Source organism: Streptomyces cinerochromogenes (genome assembly GCF_014648635.1).
GTDB classification, from domain to species: Bacteria; Actinomycetota; Actinomycetes; order Streptomycetales; family Streptomycetaceae; genus Streptomyces; species Streptomyces cinerochromogenes.
Window position 1 is genome coordinate 162,594 of the sequence record NZ_BMRM01000016.1, and the last position, 16,232, is coordinate 178,825.

A 16,232-nucleotide genomic window follows, 5' to 3' on the forward strand; every position below is an offset into this window, starting at 1 on the left:
CTGCCCCGTCCGGGGCGTTGAAGCGGTCCAGCAAGGGAAGGACTCAGCCGTGCCCGAGACCAGCGGTTCCACCGGACGTACGCCGGAAACGCATGTCATCGACTTCCGTGCGGCTGAGCAGCTGCTCAACGCACGGGACCCGCGAGGCGCGGTGAAACTGCTCGACGGAGTCATCGCCGCGCACCCCGAGAACACCGCCGCCCGGTTGCTGCGCGCCCGCGCCTTCTTCGCCGCGGCGCAACTGCGGCCCGCCGAGCTGGAGTTCACCATCGTGCTGGAGCGCGAGCCGGACAACGCGTTCGCCCACTTCGCACTGGCCCGCACCTACGAGCGCCAGGGCCGCCCCGAGCAGGCCAAGCGCCACTTCCGGCTGGCGGCGGCCCTCGATCCGAACCCGGAGTACCTCAAGGCGGCCCGCTTCGACGGCTGAGGGCGGGACGTCTGACGGCGGGATGGCCTGAAGGCGGGCCGGCCTGACGGCGGGACGGCCCGAGGGCGGGACGGCGGGGACGGGGGCGGTCAAGCGGTGCGGGGGAGGTGGAATGACGTCTGGGCCGTCGACCGGCCGACGGATGCGCACGGCGTGCGGGCCGGCCGCGCGGCGGATGCGCCACGGCCCCACGCCGAACGGGGTGCTCGACGGACGGACGGCCGGGCGGCCCGTCCCGGATGGCGGGTCGGTCCCGGATGGTGGGCAGGTCCCGGATGGCGGGCCGGTCACGGATGACGGGCCGGTCACGGATGACGGCGCCTGGGCGGGCCCGGATACGGCGGACCGTCCTCCGGCGGCCGGTACGGCGGTACGTCGCGGCCCGGCTGGTAGTGCGGGCCCTGGTGGATGTGCCGGAGGATCACAGCCATGTCGACGGTGACCAGCAGCCACAGCACTCCGCAGGCCGCCGCCCAGCCGGGGCGGCCCACCAGTACGAACGCCACTGTGCCGAAGGCCGCCCAGAGCAGCCCCCACAGGCTCAGCCAGAACCGCGCCCGCAGTGCACTGCGCGCGGTCGCCGGTTCACTGCCCGTACGCATCCGGGTCACCACTCCTCTCTCACAACGTACTCTCCCCTGGGGGCCATGTGCTGCCGGACACCGATGAGCTGGCCGAGGTCCTGCTCGACCTCGGAGTACCTCACGAGGACATCAACGACCTCGTACGGATGCGCCGCAGGGTGACGGACGACCCGGAGCTGCGGCAGCTCCTGGAGGCGTCGGTCGGGCAGCTGGCCGGCGCGGTGGGCCGGCTAGGCGGCGAGGTCGAGCTGCCCGAGCTGGACTGGGCTTCGGGCCCTCTGCAGCGCTGCTTCCCCGCGTACGTGTTCGTCGCGACGCTGCCTTACACGCGCGCGTACCACCGCGAACGCGGTATCCCGGCCGACGTCTCCCGGCGCACCCTCGCCGATCTGGGGCGCAACATGGCCGCGCATCGCAGGCGGTACGGCCGGGCGGGCGTGAAGGCTCCGCGATGGCTCACCCGTCACTTCTGCGGAGAGCTGTACCAGCTGGGGCGGCTGCAGTTCGAGCGGAGGCGGCTCGGGCAGCGGACGGGGGCCGCCCTCGCCGCGGCGGGGCTCGGGGCGGAGCCGGGCGCGCTCTGCCTGACCCTGCACATCCCCGACTTCCTCGGGCCGCTCACCCCGGCCGCCTGCGACCGGTCCCTGGCGCTGGCCCGGGACTTCTTCGCCCGGCACTTTCCGGAGGAGCGGTTCGGGTTCGCGACCTGCCACTCCTGGCTGCTCGACCCCCAGCTCAAGGAGTACCTGGACGCCGGCTCCAACATCCTCCGGTTCCAGGAGCGGTTCCGCATCGCCCGGCAGGACACGGAACCGGCCGACACCGAGCCCGTCCGGTTCGTCTTCGGGGACCCGGACCTGCCGGTCGCCCGGCTGCCCCGGCGCACGTCCGTGGAGCGTGCCATCGGTGACCACCTGAGGGCGGGCGGCCACTGGTACATCGGGCACGGATGGTTCCCGCTGCCGGAGAAATGACTCGAACGAGTGAACCAGGGCTGGAGGGGAACGGGTGTGCCGCGGCCGTCCGTTGATCGGGCATGACGGTCGAGATGCGTGAGGGATACGAGGGCACGGGACCCGGTGCGATCACCCCGGACGGCTGCGCGGTCGAGCTGTACGCACGGCTGCCGGTGGGCGACGAGCCGGACATCATCGCCGCGGCGGTCCCGGCCGGGGCGCACATCCTGGAACTGGGCAGCGGGGTGGGCCGGGTGACCCACCCCCTGCTGGAACAGGGCTTCACGGTCACGGCGGTGGACGAGTCCGCCGAGATGCTGGCCCGGATCCGGGGAGCGCGCACGATATGCGGCCCCATCGAAGACCTCGACCTGGACGAGAAATTCGACGTGGTGATGCTCGCGTCCTTCCTGGTGCACGCCGGGGACGAGGAGGTGCGCAGGGGCCTGCTGCGCACCTGCGTCCGGCATGTCGCGGACGGCGGCTGTGTGCTCCTCCAGCGGGAGGGCCCCGACTACCACACCAACGTGCCCAGGGAGCGGGTGGACCCGAGCGGTTTCACCGTGCGGATCGCCTCGGTGGAGCCGGCCGGGGAGGGGGTGGACTCGGTCCACGCGGAGTACGTGTTCCCGGACGCGGTCTGGACCCAGACGTTCCTGACCAGACCCCTGACGAAGGAGCAGTTCGAGTCGGCGCTGGCGGAGGCGGGGCTGGAGGTGGACGCGTATCTGACACCGGACGGGATGTGGGTGAGGGCGGTACCGAGGGCGTAGGAGCACGCGCTCGTTCCCGTCGCGCCGACGCCGGCCATGCGTGCTCGGCCCCCGCCGGCCCGTTCACCGCCCGCGGGACCGCCCACCGGAACCACCGGAACCACCGGAACCACCGGGTCCGAAGCCACCGTGACCACGCGGGCCGCCCTGACCACCCGAGCCACGGCGCCCACCGGAACCGCGGGAGCCGCCGGAAGCCCCCGGCCTACCGCGCCCACCCCGATCTCGGGACCCGCCAGCGCCAGATCCACCAGCCCCACCGGACCCACCAGCCCCATCAGCACCGTCGGACTCGGCGGAACCGGGGAGGCCGGCGAAGCCCGTAGGGGTGCCGGGGCCGGCGAGGCCGCGCAGGCGTTCCAGTTCGCGGCGGTCCCGCTTGGTGGGGCGGCCGGTACCGCGGTCGCGCAGACCAACGGGGGCTACGGCCTCGCGAGGCGGGGGCGGAGGGGAGTTGTCGATGTAGCACTGGACGGCCACCGGAGCGCCGACCCGCTTGCGGATCAGGCGCTTGACGATCACGACCCGTTCCCGGCCCTCGTGCCGGAGCCGTACCTCGTCGCCGATGCGCACGGAGTAGGCGGGCTTCACCCGCTCGCCGTTCACGTGCACATGCCCGCCCCGGCAGGCGGTGGCGCCGAGGGAGCGGGTCTTGATCAGGCGGACGGCCCAGATCCAGCTGTCGATGCGGACGGTCTCGCCGTTGGCGGGCCCGGCGGCCTCGGCGGCGGCCACCGCGGCGGTGATCTTCGGGTCGAGCGGCTGGTCGGCGGCGGGGCTCGTGCCATCCGGCGCGCCGGTTCCCCCACCGGTCGCACGGTCCACGTTCTCGTCCGCATCCTCGGAAGCCATGCCCCGACCTTAACGCCCCGGGGCCACCGACCCGGAAGCGTTTTCGCGGCGCCCCACCACTCACTCCGGCACCGCCGGAGCCCACCGCCCACTCCCGCACGGCCCACTCCCGCACGGCTGGCTGCCGCACGGTCGGCTCCCGCACGGCCGGCTCCCACCCGGCCGGCTCCCGCACCGCCCATTCCCGCACCGCCCACTCCCGCCCAGGGGTTGACCGCCCCCGGGGCATACCGTGGCCGTATGGACGACAGCAGTGCCCTCGCCCGGCTGGACGGGCGCGTCGCCGACTGCCGGGCCTGCCCCCGGCTGGTCGAGTGGCGTGAGGAGGTGGCCCGTACGAAGCGGGCCGCGTTCGCCGACTGGACGTACTGGGGACGGCCGGTGCCCGGCTTCGGTCCGGCCGACGCCAGGCTGGTGATCATCGGGCTTGCCCCGGCGGCGCACGGCGGGAACCGTACCGGCCGCATGTTCACCGGCGACCGTTCGGGAGACGTGCTATACCAGGCGCTGTACGACGTGGGGCTCGCCTCGCAGCCCACCTCCGTCGCCGTCGACGACGGACTGGAGCTGTACGGCGTGCGGGTGACCGCGCCCGTGCACTGCGCGCCGCCCGCGAACAAGCCCACCCCGGCAGAGCGCGACACCTGCCGCCCCTGGCTGGTCCGAGAGCTGACGCTGCTCCGGCCGACGCTGCGGGCCGCGGTCGTGCTCGGCGCCTTCGGCTGGCAGGCCGCGCTGCCCGCGTTCGCGGAGGCGGGCTGGCGCGTGCCCCGCCCCCGCCCGGCCTTCGCCCACGGTAGCCGGGTCGCGCTCGACGGCCTGGACCTTTTCGGCTGCTTCCACGTCAGCCAGCGCAACACCTTCACCGGCCGGCTCACCGCCGACATGCTCCGCGAGGTGCTGCGCACGGCGGCGGAGGCGGCCGGGCTGTCGTAGGGCCCCGCGGACGCGGGCGGCCACCTCAGCCGGCGTCCGTCCCGGCGCCGGCGGCGCCTGTTCGGTTCCACGGGAATGCTCCGAGGGAATTTCGGGAGCGGACCCATGGGTGTGCGCGCGAGGCTGAGCGCATGCATCGTCCCTCTTCCGATCCCGACACCCGGTCCCCTGGCAGCCAGTCCCCAGGCGCTCACTCTTCCGACGCCGAATTCCTCGCCGGCACCGCCGACCGACTGGCCGCCCTGCCCGCCGTCCGGGCCGTGGCCCTCGGCGGTTCCCGTGCCGAGGGCACCCACCGTCCGGACAGCGACTGGGACCTGGCCGTCTACTACCGCGGCCCCTTCGACCCCGACGACCTGCGCGCCCTCGGCTGGCCGGGCGAGGTGTCCGAGATCGGCGGCTGGGGCGGCGGCGTCTTCAACGGCGGAGCCTGGCTGACCATCGACGGGCGCCGGGTCGACGTGCACTACCGGGACCTGGACGTCGTCGAGCACGAGCTGGCCGAGGCGGAGGAGGGCCGCTTCCGCGTGGAGCCACTGCTGTTCCACCTGGCCGGCATCCCCACCTACCTGATCGTGGCCGAACTGGCCCTCAACCAGGTGCTGCGCGGCGACCTCCCGCGCCCGGCCCTCTACCCGCCCCCACTCCGCCGCACCGCCTTCGACCGCTGGTCCGGCACCGCCCACGCCACCCTCTCCTACGCCAAGGCCAACCACGCCCCGCGCGCCCGCCTCACCGAGACCGCCGGAGCCCTCGCCACAGCCGCCACCCAGTCCGCCCACGCCGTCCTCGCGGCCCGCGGTGAATGGGTGACGAACGAGAAGCGACTGCTGGAGCGGGCCGGGCTGCGCGGGATCGACGCGGTCGTGGGCGCGCTGCGGCCCGAGCCCGGCGCCCTCATCGCCGCCGTGACCGAAGCGGAGGAGATCATCGCCAGGGCATTGCGTTCATGAGGGGCGTCGCGTCCGTGAGGTGGTCGCATCGGGAGACCGGGCATTGCGTTCATAATGAAACCGCCCGTCACGGCAGCTTTCACACGGGCGAAACGTGATCGTCCCGTTCGCCCGGGGAACGCGCTCTACCGTGGAAGCACATCCACCGGCCACCGTCGTCCGAAGGCCCACCCCGCCCTCGTATGAACAGGAGCCCTGTGTCCCGGCCCGCCGTACCCCTCTGGTTCGCCCATGCCTTCCGTGCCCAGCGCGGTCCCGTTCCCTGGAACGCGGTCTGCCGGGGTGCGCTGGCCGCCGGGCCGTTGCTGCTGGCCGGGCTGCTCGGTGGCCTGCCGGCCTTCGGGGTGCTCGCCGCCATCGGCGCCATGCTCGCCGGGATCAACGACCGGCCCGGCAGCCGGCGGGCCTCCGTGAAGCGGCTCGGGGCGCCCGCGGCGGCCGGGGCGCTGGGCCTGCTCCTGGGGACGTACGCCGGGCAGGGACTGGCCGCCGTACCGCTGACCCTGGTGCTCACCGCGCTGGGACTGGTCGCCGGCGGCATCAGCGCCGTCGGACCCGTCGCCTCCGCCGCCGGCATCCAGCTGCTCGTCGCCGCGGCCGTCGGCGCCGGGACGCCGGCCGCCGAGAGCGGCTGGCAGCGGGCCCTGGCCTTCCTGGCCGGCGCCGGCTGGCTGCTGGTGCTGCGGCTGGTCCTGCCCACGCCGGGCTCGCTCGCCGGGGACTTCCGGTTCGACGGGGAGCGGCAGGCGGTCGCCGACGTGTACGAGGCGATCGCCGCGCTCGTCGCCGCCGTCGGCGGGGAGCACGCCACCGCCCGGCGGGCCGCGCTCACCGCCGCGCTCGACCACGCCCAGGACGCCCTCGCGGGGCCCCGGCTGCGCCGCCACGCCGGCTCGGCCGCGGAGCGACGGCTGCACGCCCGGTTCGCGGCGGCGCTGCCCCTCGCCGAGGCCGCCACCGCCCTGTACTGGGCCGGGGAGCCCGTGCCGGCACGGGCGGCGGAGGGGCCCCGGCGGCTCGCCGCCGCCGTGCGCGGTGACACCGGCACCGGCCCGCTGCCCGCCCCGTACCTCCCGCACGCCCGGCTGCGCTCCCGCGGCGGCACGCCGATGGTGCCCGCGCTGCGCGCCCTGGACGACGCCCTGCTGCGCGCCGCCGAGGCCTTCGACGGCGGCGAGGGCGCCCAGCGCGGGCTCCTCGGCCGGCGCCGGGGTGTCCGGCACGCGCTGCGGGCCGCGTTCGGCGCCGGCGGACGCGAGTACGGGCTGCGCGTCGCCCTCTGCTTCGGCGCCAGTGCAGCCATCGCCCAGGCCCTGCACCACACCCGCTGGTACGGGCCGCACACCCACTGGTACTGGCTGCCCGCCACCGCCGTCTTCCTCGTCAAGCCCGACCTCGGCCCGCTCGCCTCGCGCGTGCTGTGCCGGGCCGCCGGAACCGTGCTCGGCGCGCTGGTCTTCGCCGGCCTCGCCGCGCTGCTGCCCCGCCCGGCGGGCCTGGTCGCGCTGGTCGCGGTGTGCGGTGCCCTCGTACCGGTCGCCACCCGCCACTTCGCCGCGCTCACCGCCGTCGTCACCGTCCTCGTCCTCGCCCTGGTCATGGCCGGCGGGGAGCCGCAGGCCTCGGTCAGCCGGATCGGCGAGACCCTGCTGGCCTGCGCGCTCGTCCTGGTCGTGGGCCATCTGCCGATACCGGGGCAGAGGGGCGGCGGGGTCCGGTCCCGGCTCACGGCTGCCGGTGGCGCCGCGCACGCCTATCTCCTGCACGTCCTCGGCGAGTCCGGCGACCGCGCCGAGCGGTGGGCGCTGCGCCGCGAGGCCTACCGCGCCCTCGCCGAGGCCCGCACCGCCATCGCGGTCGCCTCCGCCGAACTGCCCGCCCTCGCCCGGCACACGGCGGGCACGGACGCCGTCGCCGAAGTGCTGGAACGGCTCGTGGACACCACCACGGCCTGCGCCGTGCACCTGGACGACACCGGCCGGCTCACCCCCCGGCACCTCGCCCGACTGCGCGAGGCGCTGGGGGAACTGGAACAGCGGGGGATGCGCGTGCCGTTGCCGGCCGCCGCGTAGCCGTACCGGCCGGTGCGCCCCGCCGCGTAGCCGTGCCGGCCGGTCCGTGCCCTGCCGAGGCTGGCCGAAAAAATCTCCGCGCCCTGCGATGAGTTCCGCGTACGCCGGCGGTCACCACTCCGAACCGACCAGAACCGCCGGGCAGGAGGGCACATGTCGCTTCCGGAGATCGTCTCGCGCGAGCAGTGGCGCGCGGCGCGCGAGGAGTTGCTGCGCAAGGAGGAGGCGGTCAGACGAGCGCAGGAGATCCTGGGCGCCGAGCGCCGGCGGCTGCCCAGGGTCGAGGTCGACCCGGAGTACGTCTTTGAGGGCGGCGACGGCAAGGCGACGCTGCTCGACCTCTTCGAGGGGCGGAGCCAGCTCGTCGTCCACCACTTCATGTTCGCCCCGGAGTCGGAGACCGGCTGCCCCTGCTGCGCGGCCTTCCTCGACCAGGTCGGCCACCTCGCCCACCTGCGCGCCCGGAACACGTCCTTCGCGGCCGTCTCCCGGGCGCCGTTCACCCGGATCCTGCCCTTCAAGGCGCGGATGGGCTGGGCGGTGCCCTGGTACTCCTCGGCGCACAGCGACTTCAACCGCGACTTCGAAGCCACCGTCGACTCGGGCGGCGACCTGGTCGAACGCCCCGGCCTCAGCTGCTTCCTGCGCGACCACGACCGGGTCTTCCACACCTACTCGGTCTACGACGACGGGCTGGACGGACTGGGCACCACCTCGGCCCTGCTCGACCTCACCGCGCTCGGTCCCAGCCCGGCGGGCAGCGACCGGCTCCGCCTGCACGACGAGTACGACTCCTGACGCATACGGTGCCGGAAGTGATACGGACGGTGCGGTTCGTGTCACAAGGTGAACGGACCCTCACCGTCCGCGCCGAACCCGTGTCGGCAATGTCTCAGTAGCGTCACCGAGCGAGGCGTTCGCCGTCTCCAAGGCGTTAACTCCTACACGGACGACGCTTTCTGGAGGTGCGAGATGGTGAACGGGCGAACGGTGCTCGAACGCTTTCCCGCCGGAGGCCCGCGCGGCTCCCGGCCCGCGGAGGAGTTCGCGCACGCGCGGCGTCTGGAAGGCCTGCCCGCCGAGGTCGTCATGGACCTCGCGACGGACGCCTTCCTGGTGATCGTCCGCGGCGGCGACTCCGCCGAGTGAGGCTGCCCGCGGCGCTGGGGCCGGTCCGCTGGGCTCAGGCCGGTCTGGGGGCCGGCAGCCGCGTCGTGAACTGCTGCGCCTGGAGCGTGTACAGGTCGGCGTAGACACCGCCCTTGGCCAGCAGTTCCTCCGGAGTGCCGGACTCCACCAGCTTCCCGTGCTCCAGCACGTGCACCAGGTCGGCGTGCCGGACCGAGGCCAACCGGTGGGTGATCAGGACGACCGTCTGACCGCCGCCCGCCAGTGCCCGGATCTTCTCGAACACCTCCAGCTCGGCCCGCGCGTCCAGCGCCGCCGTCGGCTCGTCCACGATCAGGATGCTGCCGCGCCGGTAGGCGGCCCGGGCGATGCCGAGCCGCTGCCACTGGCCGCCGGACAGCTCGTGTCCGCCGCTGAAGTTCCGGGCCAGCAGCGTGTCCAGGCCGCGCGGCAGATCCGCGACCACCTCCTCCGCACCGGCCTCGGCGATGGACGCGGTCAGCCGCTCCTCGGTCATCGGTGCGGCGGAGCGGCCGACGGCCACGTTCACCCGGGCGGTGAACGGCCAGCGCTTGAAGTCCTGGGCCACCATGGCGATGCGCTCCGCGAGCAGCCGCCGGTCCGCGCGCGCGGCATCGACGCCGTCCCACAGGATGCGGCCCCGGTCCGGCGTGTAGAGCCCCGCGAGCAGCTTGACCAGCGTGGTCTTCCCCGACCCGTTCTCACCGACGAGCGCGATGATCCGGCCGAGGGGGAGGGTGAGGGTGACGTTGTCGAGGGCGGGGCGGTGCGGGGCGCCGCCCGCGGGCCGGTCCGTCGACTGCTCGGGCCTCGGCTGTTCGTGCGTCGACCGTCCGTGCGTCGGCTGTTCGTGCGTCGACCGTCCGTGCGTCGGCTGTTCGTGCGTCGGCTGTTCGTGCGTCGGCTGTTCGTGGGGCGGCTGTTCGTGGGGCGTCTCTTCGCGGGGCGGTTGCTCATCGGGCGGGTGCACGTCGTGCGGGTAGCTGAAGGTGACGTTCTCGAAGCGGATCTCCTTCGGATGCTCCGGCAGCGGTTCCCCGCCCGCCGGGATGGCCCGCTCGGCCGCCGCGATGTACATCCGCTGCAGATCGCCCACGAACAGTGCCTCCTCGTGCAGCTGGTTGATCTCCAGCACCAGCGTGTCGAGGTTCGCCGCACCCGTACGGATCGCGATCACCGCCGTACCCGCCACCGACAGGGCCATCGCGCCGGCCAGCAGCAGCGCGCCCAGCGTCGCGTACGTCGCGAGGGTCGCCACGCCCGTCCAGGCCGCCGCGATCAGACCGGTCCGCGCGGCCAGCCGGGCCAGCCGGGCCTGCTCCGCCTCCGCGGTCTCCGACATGGACCGGAAGTGGCGCAGCAGGAACGGACCCACCCCGTGCACCCGGATCTCGGGCGCGGCGGCCGGCTCGGTGAGCAGACTGCTGATCAGCTGGCCGGCCCGGGCGTGCTGCACCCAGGTGTGGAAGGACTCGTAGCGGCGCCTGGCGTTGGTCAGCGCGCTCCAGGCGCTGGGCAGGGTCATGGTGACCAGCAGGGGCAGCAGCGCCGGGTGCAGCACGGTGAGCACGCTCGCCGCGGCCACCAGCGAGATCATCGCGTTGATCACGCGGGCGCCGTAGCCGATCATGTGCCGGGCGGACCGGGCGCCGTACTGGGCCGTGTCCAGCAGTTTGTGGAAGGCGTGGTCCTCGATCGCGGCCAGCTCGACGTTGGCCGCCCGCTCCAGGTACAGCTCGGTCGCGACCCGCTCCACCTTGGGCTCCAGCCGTCCGGTGGCATAGGTGGAGGCGGCCCGCAGCAGGGCGGCGACCAGCATCACGACGGCCAGCGCGGTGAGGGCCGGGGCGGCCGAACGCAGCCGCTGGGCGATGTCGGGGCCGGTGAGCAGCCTGCCGAGCGCGGTGTTCACGGCCAGCAGGCTCACCGCCTGGGCCGCGCCCCGGCCCACCTCGGCGGCCAGCAGCACCCGGGCGGCCCGCGTGTCGGCCTGCCTGGCCAGCCGGAGACTGGACGCCAGCATGCCGGGCAGCTGCGTCGTCATCGCCCGGAAGCTCAGCGTCAGGAAGGCGTCCGCGTGCTGGTTCCAGCCCATGTCGTACCGCAGTGGGCCGCCGAACAGCAGCCGCTCCGACGCCGACACCACGGGCTCGGCGGCCTCCCGTCTCTTTCCCACCATGACCTCCCGGACCCGGACGGAACGGCCACTATCGCCGTCGGAGCCGCTTCCCGGCAGGGCGCGAGGTGACGTACGAGGGGCGCGGAAGGAGCGCGGTCGGCAGCGGTCGGTCGCGGGGTGTGCGACGGGCACGGGCGGGGGTGACCGGCGGGGAGGCCGGCGGGGAGGCCGGCGGGGAGGCGGGCGGGGAGGCGGGCGAGGGTGAGCGAGGCGGCGCTGAGCGTTCCGCCCCGCCCAGCGGCGCCCTGCCAAGCGCCGCCACCCCCGCTGAGCGTGGCGGCGCTGAGCGGGGGTGGCGGTGACCGGTGGGGCGGTGGGCGGGATGGCGGTGGGCGGGATGGCGGTGGGTGGTGAACGGGGTGGCGGTGAGCGGGGCGGTTACGCCGAGACGGCCCGCGACCAGTCCGGGGCCGTACCCGTCACCCGGCACAGGGCCAGGTACAGCGGGATCGGCGGGGTGTACGGCACCGTGCCCTCTGGGCGGTGGATCAGCCGGGCGGACCCGTCGACCAGGGCGCCGGCGGCATAGCGGGCCGGGGACGGCCAGGGCAGGGCGTAGTCGGAGTCCGACGGAACGATCCACCACCAGTGCGAGCCGTCGGTGTACACGCAGCCCACACGCGGCAGCCGCGGTACGACGAGCGGACCGAGGCGATCGGGCACGGCCACGGCGTCGCAGCCGAGCGGCGCCGTCATGCCGTCCGGGATCGACAACCGGCGCCCCGGCTCCGGGGCCGACCGCCGGCGCTGCAGCCGGACGAGCGTGTTGAGGCCGAGGGCGTGGTCCTGCCCGGCACCGGTCCCGGCAGTACCTGAGATCCCGCCAGCCCCTGCACCGAGCACCCCGTCGGCGGCACCACCGGTACCAGTGATCCCACCGGTACCGTCGGCCCCACCGAGGCGACCGGGGCCGGTCACGGGCGCTCCTCGGGAAGGTGCTGCCCGGGGGCACGGTAGGTGTGCTGGTCGGGGTGCGCGACGTTCCGGTGCTGGTCCGGGTGCCTGGTGTGCCGGTGCTGCTCGGGCGCCCGGCGCAGCGGCTGACCGGCGGGGACATGCCGACGGTACTCGCCTTCCCCGCGCCCGCGCTGTTCCGGCTCCCCGCGCTCCCGCTCCCGCTGTTCCGGCTCCCCGCGCCCGCGCCGCCCCGGCTCGCCGTCCCTGTGCTGCCCGGATTCCGCCCGCTCCCGCTCCTCCGGCGCTCCTCCGCTGGCCTCCGCCGGACGGTCCTCGTCGGTGCCGTCCGGGCGGCCGGGCTTGGAACGGGCGCCCCAGCCCAGGTCGCCCCGCGGCTCGGCGGTCTCGTCGGCGGTGTCGGTCTGCCGGGGCAGCTCGGCCCACACCAGCAGGCCGGGGCCGTGCTCCTGGGCACCCCACGCCCGGCACAGCGCGTCCACGAGGAGCAACCCCCTCCCGTGCTCCTCGTCGGGCCGCTGTGGGGACGGGTGGGGTGCGTCAGGAGCACAGCCCTCGTCGTGTACGGCAATGCGCACCATGCCGTCGTGGTCGTGCAGCTCGCACACGACCCGGCTGCTCGCGGTGTGCACGATCGCGTTGGTGACCAGCTCGGATATGACCAGGGCCGCGCTGTCGCAGGTGTCCGCGCAGACCGCCCAGCCGGACAGCCGGGCGTGCGTCAGGCGTCTCGCCTGGGCGACGGAACCCGGATGAGCGGCCAGCTCGAAACGGAACCTGCGCTCGGCAGGACTCCCCTGGGGGGTTGCTCCCGCCACGGCAGCAAGCCCGGAAGGGCCTGCGGCCGCGTCTGTTCCTAAGGGCGCGGACGGAATCACGCCTGCCACTATCTCCCCGCCGCGGACACTTGGCAAGAGTCACTCTGAAAATTGCAGAGTGCTGTGTGACTCGGTCGGCGGCCGTGGCACACTGCTCGCAACAGCACCTCGCGCGGCGCCAATTGAGAGTCGTCGGAGACCCGGGCGGTCTTCGAATGAACCTTCGAATGGCGCCGCAGGGCTGTCGGGAAACTTTCGGAAAAGGGGCTCCTGCCAGGAGCTTCGGCGGCGGGCTTCGGCGCAACGCTTCGATGAGCGGCATTCGGTGGAGGTGGGAGTGTGAGCGAGCCGCGGTCCGCGCCGACGGTGGGCCAGGTGGTCCTCGGCCGGCGCCTGTTGGACCTGCGGGAACGCGCCGGACTGAAGCGCGAGGAGGCCGCCCGCGTCCTCCGGGTCGCCCCCGCCACCGTCCGCCGCATGGAGATGGCCGAGGTAGCCCTCAAAATCCCGTACCTGCAACTGCTGCTGAAGGCCTACGGCGTCCCCGACGACGAGGCCGAGGTCTTCGTCCAACTGGCCGAGGAGGCGAACAGGCCCGGCTGGTGGCAGCGGTTCCACGACATCCTGCCGGGCTGGTTCTCGATGTACGTCAGCCTGGAGGGAGCGGCCGCCCTCATCCGCTCCTACGAGCCGCACTTCGTCCCCGGCCTGCTGCAGACCGAGGACTACGCACGCGCCGTGCTGAAGTCCGGCGCCGTCGGCCAGACGAGCCCGGACGACATCGAACGGCACGTCGCGTTGCGCATGCAACGGCAGGAACTGCTCGCCCGTCCCGACGCCCCCCGCTTCTGGGCGGTGATGGACGAGACCGCCCTGCGCCGCCCGGTCGGCGGCCCGGAGGTGATGCGCGCGCAGATCGACAAGTTGCTTGAGGCCACGAAGCTGCCCCATGTGACGCTTCAGGTCGCCCCGTTCGCCAACGGGCCGCACCCGGGGACGTACGGGCCCTTCGTGCTGTTCCGATTTGCCATGTCAGAACTGCCGGACATGGTCTACAGCGAGTACCTGACCGGCGCCGTCTACCTGGACGCGCGCACCGAGGTGGCGACCCACCTGGAGGTCATGGACCGCATGGCGGCCCAGGCCGCTACGGCACAACGCACGAAGGAGATCCTCCGGGATCTCCGCAAGGAGCTGTGAATGGATCGCATCAAGCCGCGCGGACGCGTCTACAACGGCATGCCCGCGCGGGAGTTGGGCAGCGAGGGGTGGCACAAGCCCTGGAGCGGCGGGAACGGCGGGAACTGCCTGGAAGCGATGAAGCTGGCCGACGGCCGGATCGCCGTACGCCAGTCCACCGACCCGGACGGGCCGGCGCTGATCTACACCATGGACGAGATGACCGCCTTCATAGAGGGCGCCAAGGCGGGGGAGGCGGACTTCCTGCTGTCCTGACCCCCCGTCCGCCCGATACTGCACGCCCGATCCCCCTCTCGGCCCTCCCTCCCGGCCCTCACCGTCCGGTCTCCCCGCCCGGTCCCCCTGCCCGATCTCCCCGTCCGTCACTCCGGCGGCAGCACCCCGCACAGCGCCTCCAGCGCCGCCCCGTAGGCGTGTTCGGCCGGGGCCGCGTACCCCACCACCAGCCCGTCGCCGGCCACCGTCGGACTCCGTGGATGCCGGAACCCGGCGAGCCCGTCGAGGGCGATGCCCTGCCACGCGGCGGCCTTCACCGTCGACCGCTCCGTGCCCGGCGGCAGCCGCAGCACCGCGTGCAGCCCGGCCGCGATTCCCGTCACCTCGATGTGCGGCGCCTGCGCGGCGAGCGCGGCGACGAGCCGGTCACGCCGGCGCCGGTACCGCTGCCGCATCCGCCGCACATGACGGTCGTACGACCCGCAGGCGACGAAGTCCGCGAGCGCCAACTGGTCCAGCACACTCGCCCAGCCCTCCCGCTCGCCCTTCGCCGCCAGCACCGGCTCCACATACCGCTGCGGCAGCACCATCCAGCCCAGCCGCAACGCCGGTGACAGGCTCTTGCTGACCGACCCGATGTGGATCACCCGCTCCGGATCGAGCCCCTGCAGCGCGCCGACGGGCCGGCGGTCGTACCGGAACTCGCCGTCGTAGTCGTCCTCCAGCACCACCGTTCCCTGTGTGCGTGCCCAGTCGATCACCGCGGTCCGGCGTTCCGGGTGCAGCGGGCCGCCGGTCGGGAACTGGTGCGCGGGCGTCAGCAGCACCGCCCGCTCACGCCCGAGCGTCTCCACCCGCGCCCCGTGCTCGTCCAGCGGCAGCGGTACGGTGCGCACGCCGGCCGCGGCGAGCAGTTCCCGGTGGAAGCCGAGCCCGTACGCCTCCACGCCCAGCGGGCCCCGCAGCACCCCGCCGCCGGCCGGACCCTCCTGGGCACTCCGGCCGAAGAGGAGCCGCAGCGCGTGGGCGAAGCCCGAGCAGACCACGATCCGGTCCGGCTCGGTCCGCACCCCCCGCGCGCGGGCCAGGTACTCCGTCAGCGTCTCCCGCAGCTCGCGGCGCCCGGCCGGGTCGCCCGGCCCGAACGCCTCGCTCGGCGCCGCCTGCAACGCCCGGCGGTACGACGCCGCCCAGGCCGTGCGCGGGAAGACCGACGCGTCCGGCCTGCCCTGCCGCAGGTCGTGCCGGGGCCCACCTGCGGGTGAGGGCGCCTTCACGGGCGTGCGTACGGAGCGGCGCAGCGGCTCCGCCCGCTCGGCGACCCGGGTTCCGGAACCCTGCCGGGCGGTCAGCCAGCCCTCCGCGACCAGCTCCGCGTACGCGTCCGCCACCGTGTTGCGTGCCACGCCCAGGTCCGCGGCGAGCGACCGGTACGGCGGCAACCGGGTGCCCGGCGCCAGCCGGCCGCTGCGCACCGCCTCCCGCAGCGCCCTGGTCAGCGCCGCCCGCCGGCCTCCCGGCCCGGACAGCTCCAGATGCAGGTCCGCACCGATCCGCTCGGCGGAATTGACCCACGATTCCGTCATGGAAATGCACCCTACAACCGGTCTTTCCGCCTCCTACGGTGGAGCACATGACGACGACGCACACGACCACCGCCACCACCGACGCCGCTGCCACCGACTCCCACACCACCGATCTCACGACCGACCTCACCACCGGGATCGCCGCCGCCGAGGCCGCCCGCACCCGCCTGGACTTCGGGAAGGCCGCACCCAAGGTCTTCCGCGCGATCATCGGCTTCGACGCCGCCGCCCGTCAGGGCCTCGACCCGGCCCTGGTCGAACTGATCCAGATCCGCGCCTCCCATCTCAACCACTGCGCCTACTGCCTGCACATGCACACCAACGACGCCCGCAAGGCCGGCGAGAACGAGGACCGGCTCCACATGGTCGCCGTCTGGCGCGAGGCCCGGCACTTCTTCACCCCGAAGGAACAGGCCGCCCTCGCCCTGACGGAGGCGGTGACCCTGGTCGCCGACGGCGGCGTCCCCGACGCCGTCTACGCCGAGGCCGCCGCCCACTTCGACGACCAGGAACTGGCCCACGTCCTCGCCCTGATCCTCACGATCAACACGTGGAACCGCGTGGCCCTGGCCACGGGAAAGGTCGCCGGCACCGACGAGCGCACCGGCTGACT

At 74.1% G+C, this 16,232-nt stretch carries 16 protein-coding genes and 1 pseudogene; 11 read left to right on the plus strand and 6 right to left on the minus strand.

Going from position 1 to position 16,232, the window contains the following annotated elements; genetic code table 11:
* Nucleotides 1-49: 49 nt before the first annotated feature.
* On the plus strand, nt 50-430 hold the full coding sequence (locus IEZ20_RS28545; protein ID WP_189303946.1) for a tetratricopeptide repeat protein: 381 nt from the start codon (nt 50-52) through the stop codon (nt 428-430).
* 305 nt (nt 431-735) lie between these two features.
* Here the strand turns inward: IEZ20_RS28545 and IEZ20_RS28550 are convergent, their stop codons facing one another.
* Nucleotides 736-1,032, minus strand: a complete 297-nt coding sequence (locus IEZ20_RS28550; RefSeq protein ID WP_189303948.1) for a DUF6343 family protein — start codon at nt 1,030-1,032, stop codon at nt 736-738.
* Nucleotides 1,033-1,079: 47 nt separating this feature from the next.
* Here IEZ20_RS28550 and IEZ20_RS28555 point away from each other — a divergent pair, with 47 nt between their 5' ends.
* Nucleotides 1,080-1,988, plus strand: coding sequence for an acyltransferase domain-containing protein (locus IEZ20_RS28555; RefSeq protein WP_189303950.1), 909 nt, complete (start codon nt 1,080-1,082; stop codon nt 1,986-1,988).
* 62 nt (nt 1,989-2,050) lie between these two features.
* Nucleotides 2,051-2,743 (plus strand): class I SAM-dependent methyltransferase, encoded by a 693-nt coding sequence (locus IEZ20_RS28560; protein WP_189303952.1) that lies wholly within the window; start codon nt 2,051-2,053, stop codon nt 2,741-2,743.
* A gap of 63 nt (nt 2,744-2,806) precedes the next feature.
* Here the strand turns inward: IEZ20_RS28560 and IEZ20_RS28565 are convergent, their stop codons facing one another.
* Nucleotides 2,807-3,595 carry an RNA-binding S4 domain-containing protein gene (locus tag IEZ20_RS28565; protein WP_189303954.1) on the minus strand — a complete coding sequence of 263 codons (789 nt, stop codon included), beginning with the start codon at nt 3,593-3,595 and terminating at the stop codon, nt 2,807-2,809.
* A gap of 240 nt (nt 3,596-3,835) precedes the next feature.
* Here IEZ20_RS28565 and IEZ20_RS28570 point away from each other — a divergent pair, with 240 nt between their 5' ends.
* The 5 genes from IEZ20_RS28570 to IEZ20_RS28590 all read left to right on the plus strand — a co-directional run bounded on the left by IEZ20_RS28570 (nt 3,836) and on the right by IEZ20_RS28590 (nt 8,705).
* Nucleotides 3,836-4,531 (plus strand): uracil-DNA glycosylase, encoded by a 696-nt coding sequence (locus IEZ20_RS28570; RefSeq protein WP_189303956.1) that lies wholly within the window; start codon nt 3,836-3,838, stop codon nt 4,529-4,531.
* Between the two features lie 131 nt (nt 4,532-4,662).
* Entirely contained in the window at nt 4,663-5,484 is an 822-nt protein-coding gene (locus tag IEZ20_RS28575; protein WP_189303958.1) for a nucleotidyltransferase domain-containing protein, read from the plus strand.
* A 182-nt stretch (nt 5,485-5,666) separates the two neighbouring features.
* Nucleotides 5,667-7,556 carry an FUSC family protein gene (locus tag IEZ20_RS28580; protein ID WP_189303961.1) on the plus strand — a complete coding sequence of 630 codons (1,890 nt, stop codon included), beginning with the start codon at nt 5,667-5,669 and terminating at the stop codon, nt 7,554-7,556.
* A gap of 153 nt (nt 7,557-7,709) precedes the next feature.
* A complete protein-coding gene (locus IEZ20_RS28585; protein WP_189303963.1) occupies nt 7,710-8,354 on the plus strand; it encodes a DUF899 domain-containing protein in 645 nt (214 codons plus the stop codon).
* A gap of 174 nt (nt 8,355-8,528) precedes the next feature.
* Nucleotides 8,529-8,705 carry a DUF8839 family protein gene (locus tag IEZ20_RS28590; RefSeq protein WP_189303966.1) on the plus strand — a complete coding sequence of 59 codons (177 nt, stop codon included), beginning with the start codon at nt 8,529-8,531 and terminating at the stop codon, nt 8,703-8,705.
* Nucleotides 8,706-8,739: 34 nt separating this feature from the next.
* Here the strand turns inward: IEZ20_RS28590 and IEZ20_RS28595 are convergent, their stop codons facing one another.
* From IEZ20_RS28595 to IEZ20_RS39910, 3 genes and pseudogenes are all read right to left on the minus strand, one after another.
* Nucleotides 8,740-10,884, minus strand: a complete 2,145-nt coding sequence (locus IEZ20_RS28595) for an ABC transporter ATP-binding protein (RefSeq protein ID WP_229896294.1) — start codon at nt 10,882-10,884, stop codon at nt 8,740-8,742.
* Between the two features lie 378 nt (nt 10,885-11,262).
* Nucleotides 11,263-11,703, minus strand: coding sequence for a hypothetical protein (locus IEZ20_RS28600; RefSeq protein ID WP_189304052.1), 441 nt, complete (start codon nt 11,701-11,703; stop codon nt 11,263-11,265).
* A 380-nt stretch (nt 11,704-12,083) separates the two neighbouring features.
* Nucleotides 12,084-12,686 (minus strand): annotated as a pseudogene (locus IEZ20_RS39910) (ATP-binding protein); the annotation flags it as partial.
* A 270-nt stretch (nt 12,687-12,956) separates the two neighbouring features.
* On the opposite strand from IEZ20_RS39910, the gene IEZ20_RS28610 reads away from it, so the two are divergent.
* Complete coding sequence (locus IEZ20_RS28610; protein ID WP_189303970.1) at nt 12,957-13,817, plus strand: Sco1979 family transcriptional regulator; 861 nt, start codon at nt 12,957-12,959, stop codon at nt 13,815-13,817.
* Nucleotides 13,818-14,072 (plus strand): DUF397 domain-containing protein, encoded by a 255-nt coding sequence (locus IEZ20_RS28615; RefSeq protein ID WP_030348027.1) that lies wholly within the window; start codon nt 13,818-13,820, stop codon nt 14,070-14,072.
* 107 nt (nt 14,073-14,179) lie between these two features.
* Here the strand turns inward: IEZ20_RS28615 and pdxR are convergent, their stop codons facing one another.
* The gene (gene pdxR / locus IEZ20_RS28620; RefSeq protein WP_189303972.1) at nt 14,180-15,619 is read right to left on the minus strand and encodes a MocR-like pyridoxine biosynthesis transcription factor PdxR; all 1,440 of its coding nucleotides are present in this window, start codon (nt 15,617-15,619) and stop codon (nt 14,180-14,182) included.
* A gap of 47 nt (nt 15,620-15,666) precedes the next feature.
* Between pdxR and IEZ20_RS28625 the strand changes: the two genes are divergently transcribed.
* Nucleotides 15,667-16,230 (plus strand): carboxymuconolactone decarboxylase family protein, encoded by a 564-nt coding sequence (locus IEZ20_RS28625; protein ID WP_189303974.1) that lies wholly within the window; start codon nt 15,667-15,669, stop codon nt 16,228-16,230.
* The last annotated feature ends 2 nt before the right edge of the window (nt 16,231-16,232 follow it).